The organism is Nocardiopsis sediminis, from assembly GCF_042650565.1.
In the GTDB taxonomy this organism is placed as follows: domain Bacteria; phylum Actinomycetota; class Actinomycetes; order Streptosporangiales; family Streptosporangiaceae; genus Nocardiopsis_B; species Nocardiopsis_B sediminis.
Window position 1 is genome coordinate 1 of the sequence record NZ_JBHSBH010000032.1, and the last position, 784, is coordinate 784.

Genomic DNA, 784 nt, shown 5'->3' on the forward strand with positions numbered 1-784 from the left:
GCTTCGGAACACCCGCAAAAGTGAACTTCGCGTCGGTCCCCTCACCCTCCACATCGATCACCACGATCTGACCCGCGCGGAGTTCGCCATACAGGATCTTCTCCGACAGCACATCCTCGATCTCCCGCTGGATCGTCCGCCGCAACGGCCGCGCACCCAACACCGCGTCATACCCACGCGACGCCAGCACCCGCTTCGCCCCCGGCCGCAACTCCAACCCCATATCACGGTCCTTCAACCGCTCATCCAGCTTCGCGACCATCAAATCAACGATATCGATGATCTCCGCCTCGGTCAGCTGATGGAACACGATCACATCATCCACCCGGTTCAGGAACTCCGGCCGGAAATGCTGCTTCAACTCCTCACCGACCTTCGCCTTCATCCGGTCGTAATTCGTCTTCGCATCATCCTCCTTCGCGAACCCCATCGCCTGACCCTTGGAGATATCCCGCGTCCCCAAGTTCGTCGTCATGATGATCACCGTGTTCTTGAAATCAACATTCCGCCCCTGCGCATCCGTCAACCTGCCCTCCTCCAGCACCTGGAGCAACGAGTTGAAGATGTCCGAATGCGCCTTCTCGATCTCGTCGAACAGCACCACCGAGAACGGCTTGCGGCGCACCTTCTCCGTCAGCTGCCCGCCTTCTTCGTAGCCCACGTAGCCGGGAGGGGACCCGAACAGCCTCGAGACGGTGTGCTTCTCCATGAACTCCGACATGTCCAGCTGGATCAGCGCATCCTCATCCCCGAACAGGAACTCCGCCAGCGTCTTGGACAGCTC

General features: G+C 60.1%; 1 protein-coding gene. It reads right to left on the reverse strand.

The window, feature by feature from the left end; genetic code table 11:
- A partial coding sequence (locus tag ACFOVU_RS29365; RefSeq protein ID WP_378538762.1) for an AAA family ATPase occupies positions 1–784 on the reverse strand: 784 nt, incomplete at both ends.